This is a genomic window from Pseudomonas sp. UMAB-40 (assembly GCF_900095275.1).
GTDB classification, from domain to species: Bacteria; Pseudomonadota; Gammaproteobacteria; order Pseudomonadales; family Pseudomonadaceae; genus Aquipseudomonas; species Aquipseudomonas mandelii_B.
The window spans coordinates 222,264-228,263 of the sequence record NZ_LT607552.1; the positions used below are offsets into that span (position 1 = coordinate 222,264).

At 46.5% G+C, this 6,000-nt stretch carries 6 protein-coding genes and 1 pseudogene; 1 reads left to right on the forward strand and 6 read right to left on the reverse strand.

Annotated elements, in window-relative coordinates; genetic code table 11:
- The first annotated feature begins 235 nt into the window (after window positions 1–235).
- Window positions 236–532 (forward strand): hypothetical protein, encoded by a 297-nt coding sequence (locus K0F88_RS03735; RefSeq protein WP_219094053.1) that lies wholly within the window; start codon window positions 236–238, stop codon window positions 530–532.
- A gap of 60 nt (window positions 533–592) precedes the next feature.
- Here the strand turns inward: K0F88_RS03735 and K0F88_RS03740 are convergent, their stop codons facing one another.
- The 6 genes and pseudogenes from K0F88_RS03740 to K0F88_RS32220 all read right to left on the reverse strand — a co-directional run.
- Window positions 593–1,246 (reverse strand): YcxB family protein, encoded by a 654-nt coding sequence (locus K0F88_RS03740; RefSeq protein ID WP_219094055.1) that lies wholly within the window; start codon window positions 1,244–1,246, stop codon window positions 593–595.
- Between the two features lie 71 nt (window positions 1,247–1,317).
- Window positions 1,318–2,109 carry a PoNe immunity protein domain-containing protein gene (locus K0F88_RS03745; RefSeq protein WP_219094281.1) on the reverse strand — a complete coding sequence of 264 codons (792 nt, stop codon included), beginning with the start codon at window positions 2,107–2,109 and terminating at the stop codon, window positions 1,318–1,320.
- Window positions 2,110–2,294: 185 nt separating this feature from the next.
- A complete protein-coding gene (locus tag K0F88_RS03750) occupies window positions 2,295–3,236 on the reverse strand; it encodes a PoNe immunity protein domain-containing protein (protein WP_219094282.1) in 942 nt (313 codons plus the stop codon).
- Window positions 3,237–3,350: 114 nt separating this feature from the next.
- Window positions 3,351–4,292, reverse strand: a complete 942-nt coding sequence (locus tag K0F88_RS03755; RefSeq protein ID WP_219094057.1) for a PoNe immunity protein domain-containing protein — start codon at window positions 4,290–4,292, stop codon at window positions 3,351–3,353.
- Between the two features lie 118 nt (window positions 4,293–4,410).
- Window positions 4,411–5,352, reverse strand: coding sequence for a PoNe immunity protein domain-containing protein (locus tag K0F88_RS03760; protein ID WP_219094059.1), 942 nt, complete (start codon window positions 5,350–5,352; stop codon window positions 4,411–4,413).
- Window positions 5,353–5,355: 3 nt separating this feature from the next.
- Window positions 5,356–6,000, reverse strand: a pseudogene (locus K0F88_RS32220) (hypothetical protein); the annotation flags it as partial.

Consider the following 6,000-nt stretch of genomic DNA (forward strand, 5'->3'; position numbering starts at 1 on the left):
GGCTCGCTGCAAAATCAGCGGACAGGTTTGGTCACCTGATAACACCGCACATACATGTGCCTTGATTCGCGCTGCGGACTTCTACGTCCTCGTAGTGCGTTGCAATGGTGGCTGTGTGCGGGACGCCTTCGGGCGAGCCGATTGGGTGTTGTCGGTTGACCAAGCCTGTACACAGCCGCCTCCCATCGTTTGGTCACGGTGCTGGCGATTACTAATAAATACCCGAGTAATTACTATGCATACGCTAAACCCGTTTCCCGATCGCTACCGTTCAATCAACAGCAGAGTTACCGACTCAAGTCCCTTGGTGATCGACACAGAAGCCAATCCCCAAGACATTCTCGAAGCCGCCTTACAGCGGGTCCGGGCCTCCAGCCAGTTACTTGAAACCCTCCATTGCCAATGCTTCAAGCACGGGGATGTTCAGGATATTCCGCACATTACCCATGCGCTTTATCTGCTGACTCAGGATGGTTTTGATCTGTTGCAGGTGGCACAGCAGCGGATGATGGGGTGGAAGGAACCGGTCTGACGTCACACCTGCAAAAGTGAGCCTGTCTCTTGTGGGCAGGCTTTGAAGCCTCACCAGCCGTCACAAGGTGGGAGTGGGCACTCTGCTTAGAAACAGTTTCAAGCCTTGCTGATATTGCTCTGCGTCCATGGCATCGCTGTGTCTGGGGATGAGATATGCCTTTCCCTTACGATCCAGTTCGGCGCAAGAAATAAAGTAGAAATCGAAACTCTCCTTCACGCGCACAACCTGTCCCCATGCTAAACCGCTCTTGATGCCCTTGGGGCTGATCATGGTGAAACCCTTGTCATCGAGTTGGAGGCGATAATCACCTTCAGCGGCTTCGAGATTTGTGCGTAGCCTGGTTTCGATAAGGCGCTGGTTCAAGCCACGCAACGGCGCTCGCGGCTTTGTACGGTTGGCGGTCATGCGTGTACTAAGGTACCCCAGCAGCCGACCTGAGAAAAACCACCAGAGCGGGGCGAAAACCACCCCGAATAAAACCATCGAAATGACTTTTTCGGAAGTGAGTTGACGTTCGGGGAAATAAATCGCCAGCGCGCCGGCTCCCAGACACAGTGCAAACAGCAACGGAGATAGCAAATGATCCTGCATACGCTCGACGTAACCCATTAATTGAATCTGCTGCTGATCATGCTTTTGCATTTCGCGCTCCAGCAGTACAGCCAAGCGGATTTGGGTATGGGCTGGGGTTATGGTGAATTGAAGTTCCATGAGCTGAGTTCGACGTCCGTTTCTGAAGTAGGGCACTAGCTTATGCGCGCGCGGTTTATTGTCTGGGCCGGTCAAATCTCAGGAACGGACGCATTAGATGCTGAATGGCACCTGGCGTAATCGACCAGATCTCTGGGGTAGACCATGTGATCTATTTTGCTGTCATCAATACCGTATAAAAAAGCAATGGCTCCGGCCTCGAAAGCCCAGTATCCGACATAACTTCCTTCGTCTCCTTGCAAATGTGAATCGTGCCAAGGGGCTTGTTTGAATGCGGCGTACCACTGTTTGCAGTAATTATCCAGGAGCTGTGATGCTTCCTCTTTCTCATCGGCGTATATGGCTTGAATTAAAGGGGTGTATACATCGTGAAACCATTCATCTACATCATAGCGATCAGGTAAGAGTTTGCGGAGCAGGTCGTCATAAAGAGTGTCTTCGCCTTTGTAGTTTGCAGCATCCAAAAGCTGAACGAATCTCTTAAGTAGATCTGTTCTGTGCAGCAGAATGCATAGGCTAAAAACTTGAATGCATTCCTCGAACTCATCTGGCCAGTCGTCAATAGCGAGTGGTGAGATATTTTCAAGAACTTCAGAAGCTGAAAGCTTGCTTTGACTCTCTTCGTATTTTGATATCAGGTCTTCAATCAATGGCTCTAGCGAAGCTATTTCAGCTCCTGCTGTATAAGATATAAATAATTTCTTAAGTGCAACATTCTTAAAGTGACTTGCTCTCAGTGACTCCTCTTGTGCAGGAGAGTCTGACTCAAACTTGTTGATTTTCCAGAATTCTTTCGTTTCCTCGCTGTAATCCAAGAAGTCTTGGTATCTGGTCTGAGTAAGAAATTCTTGTCTTTTTATCATGTTAACCATTTTCGGTGATCGGCGAAGGTGGTTGTGACTGGCTTCGCTGGTGACGTTGTTGCCAAGTACTAGCAGTTGCCAGCCTTCGCGCACAACTTCGAGCAATAATAAGATGTTCTTCCATTTGGAACGTGGGTTTTCGCTCAGGGCATGAAGTGGCGGCTGAGCGGAAATTGTAGACGATTTTACTCTTCACTCGACCAATACCAAATAGTATCTCCCCAATGGGAGTCACTGAACCCAGGCATTATCTCGCCTTGATTGAAGTGACGGCGAGACTCTGCTTTTGCTGGAGTAAACCAATAGCCGGTTCTATTGCACGGTTGCCCTGCGTCTACACGAGCAACCTGCGATCCATTAGTCGGTCGATAATTTCTGGCGTATTCAACCAAGTCTTTTGGATAAACCATATGATCTATTTTGCTGTCGTCTATACCGTACAAAAATGCGACAGCTCCTGCTTCTATAGCCCAATAGCCGATGTAATTACCATTTTCTCCCTGCAAATGAGTGTCATGCCATGGTGCTTGTTTAAATGCGGAATACCATTGGCTGCAGTATTTTTTCAGATGCGTTGACGCTTCCTCTTTGCTTTCTGCGTAAATTGCCCTAATCAAAGGTGAATACACGTCGTGAAACCATTGGTCTACATCGTGTCTGTTCGGAAGTAATTTGATGAGCAGATCTTCGTATAGAGTATCGTCCCCGGCGTAGCCCGCTGCATCTATTAGCTTGACGAAACGCTGAAGTAAATCAGTGCGATGTAAGAGAATACAAAATCCTACGACCTGCACGCATTCTTCATATTCGTCAGGCCAATCATTTATCGCAAGCGGAGATATGTCAGGTGTTTTCTGGTATTCGGCGAGTTTGGCTTGTCGAGTTTCGTACTTGATTATCAGATCTTCAAGTAATGGTGTTAGAGTGCTTATTTCTTCTCCTGCAGTATATGCAGCAAAAAGCCTGTCGAATGCAAGTTGCTTGAAGTGTGTTGCGCGCAGTGTCGCTTCTTCCTCGGGGGAGTCAGATTGAAAGGTGTTTGTTTTGAAGAACTCAATTACCTCGTCATGCTCTTTCAAGAAAATACGGTATTGATGTTCACTAAAAAATTTTTGTCTGATTATCATGGCGGTCAATATATGGGTTGCATCCTGTTTTGTCCTGTAGGCCATGGGTTCCATTAGTGGGTGGGCTGCATTCACCACCATAGCCAACATCGGCTTACTATTTAATCTATGTTGTCATTCTTCTCCCGACCAATACCAAAGTGTGTCACCCCAACTGGAATCGCTAAAGCTTGGCATGACTTCTCCTTTCTGGAAGTAGCGTCTTGAGTTGGCTTGAGCCGGTGTGAACCAATAGCCTGTTTTGCTGCAGAGATCGCCAGCAACAATTCTATTAATCTGTGAATCAATTGCGCCTTTATAGTTTCTGGCATATTCGACTAGTGCTTTCGGATATACCATGTGATCTATTTTGCTGTCGTCTATGCCATACAGAAACGCAATTGCACCTGCTTCGATAGCCCAATAGCCGACGTAGTTGCCTTCCTCCCCCTGAAGATGGGTGTCGTGCCACGGAGCTTGCTTAAAAGCTGGGTACCACTGTTGACAATATTTTTTGAGTAAATTCGAAGCCTCCTCTTTACTATCAATGTAGATGGCTTGGATAAGCGGTGTATACACATCGTGATACCAACGGTCTACATCATGCCTGTGGGGTAGAACTTTTTTCAGCAAGTCTTCATAAAGAGTGTCGTCCCCAGCATAACCCGCTTCATCAATGAGTTTTACGAAACGCGGCAGCAAATCAATGCGGTGCAGTAAGATGCATAAACCTATAACTTGGACAGCTTCCTCATACTGACCTGGCCAGTCATCCAATGCCAAAGGAGAGATTTTTTCGGAATTCTCATAATCTGCTAGGGCTTTCTGACAAATCTCATACTTTTCAATCACGTCCTCAAGCAGGGGAGCGAGAGTTTCTATACTCTCGCCCGCGGTATAGCTAGCGAGCAGTCTGTCGAGTGCTAAAGTCTGAAAAAATGCTGATCTAAGAGACGCTTCCTCTTCGGCAGAATCAGATTTAAATTTGTTGGTCTTGAAAAACTCTATGACTTCATCATGTTCTCTGAGGAAGTTTTCATAATGTTTTTTGCTGAAATATTTTTGTCGTATGGTCATGGGTATCAAGCCTGATAAGAGTATCTTCTCTTGCTTTGCTTTATAGGGGAAAAGCTTAGGGGCTTTCCCGCCGTTCGCAAGAATCAGTTCCTGAAGTCATTTCAAACTGGCCGCGCTATCATTCTTCACCTGACCAATACCAAAGCGTATCGCCCCATTTCGAATCGCTGAAACTCGGCATGATTTCGCCTTGTTGGAAGTGATGTCTAGAATTGGCTCGTGCCGGAGTAAACCAGTAGCCAGTTTTGCTGCATGGTTCGCCGGCGACAATTCGGTTAATCTGAGAATCAGTATCTCCTTTGTGGTTTCTAGCATATTCGACCAAATCCTTTGGATAAACCATGTGATCTATTTTGCTGTCGTCTATGCCATATAAGAATGCAATTGCACCGGCCTCAAATGCCCAATAACCGACGTAGGTTCCTTCATCTCCTTGAAGGTGAGTGTCATGCCAAGGAGCTTGCTTAAAGGCTGGATACCATTGCTGGCAATATTTTTTCAGAAGTTTCGGAGATTCTTGTCTGTTGTCGGTGTAGATCGCTTGTATAAGTAACGTATAGACGTCGTGATACCATTCGTCTACATCGTGCCGATGAGGCATTACTTTGTTTAGCAAGGCTTCATAAAGTGTGTCCTCACCTGCATATCCTGCGTCGTCAATGAGTTTGACAAAGCGCGGAAGCAAGTCGGTTCGGTGTAGAAGTATACACAGACTGATCACTTGGACGGCTTCTTCGTATTGGTTCGGCCAGTCGTCTATTGCTAATGGCGATATGTTCGGGACGCCCTGATACTCGGCCAAGGCTTTTTGGCGGATCTCGTACTTTTCCACCAGGTCTTCAAGCATAGGAGCAAGGGCATCAATGTTTTCACCCGCCGTATAAGTTGCGAGTAATTTATCTAAAGCAAGAGTCTGGAAGTATTTGGCGCGTTGAGACGCTTCCTCCAAAGGAGAGTCGGATTTAAATTTATTAATTTTGAAGAACTCTATTAGCTCATCGTGTTCTCTGAGGAAGTTCTCGTAGTGTTTGGTACTAAAAAAATTCTGTCGCATGCTCATGGGTCAAGCCTCAATCTTTAATGTGTCCAGTGCGCCATACTTTTTAGTCAGAGACTTTTTGCGTTTGTTTACAAACGCTTTAACTTCTGCCTCGTTGTAATGAAAGGCTTTGTGAATATGATGTTCACTTTTATCTAAGTTTTTTATTCTGGCCTCAGCATGCTCTTTTGGGCTGGAACTCGGATGGTAAAGTGGGGAGTAAAATAAATGTCGACTATAAGAGGTTTCTACTTGGGCGGCGAGTATACGATTGCCGACAGCTCTTTGGAGGTTGCTAAGTATCCATTCCACGCTCATCTGTACGAGTATTTCTTTGGTTTTGGTCGTACTGATTTTTGAGCTTTTAGACGGCGACGTTTTTGATCTGCCGGTGGTTTTGGTAGTCGCGCTTTTTTTACCACTTGCATCTTGTTCGTTTTCGATGGGTTCAAGCAGTGTGCTTGGATCGCCCAATCCGGATACGCCTAACTTAGAGCCAACACCAGGTTTACGTGTATTGTTGGGTTTACGCATGAATTTCGGCGCGTCTTCATCTTTGCTTGCCTTTGCCTCAACAACGGCAAATTTCTCGCCTCCATTATTGGAAGGAGTGGCGCGCCAGACGGCATCGATCCCCGTCCCATTCGCACCATCCGACAGCTTGTAAAG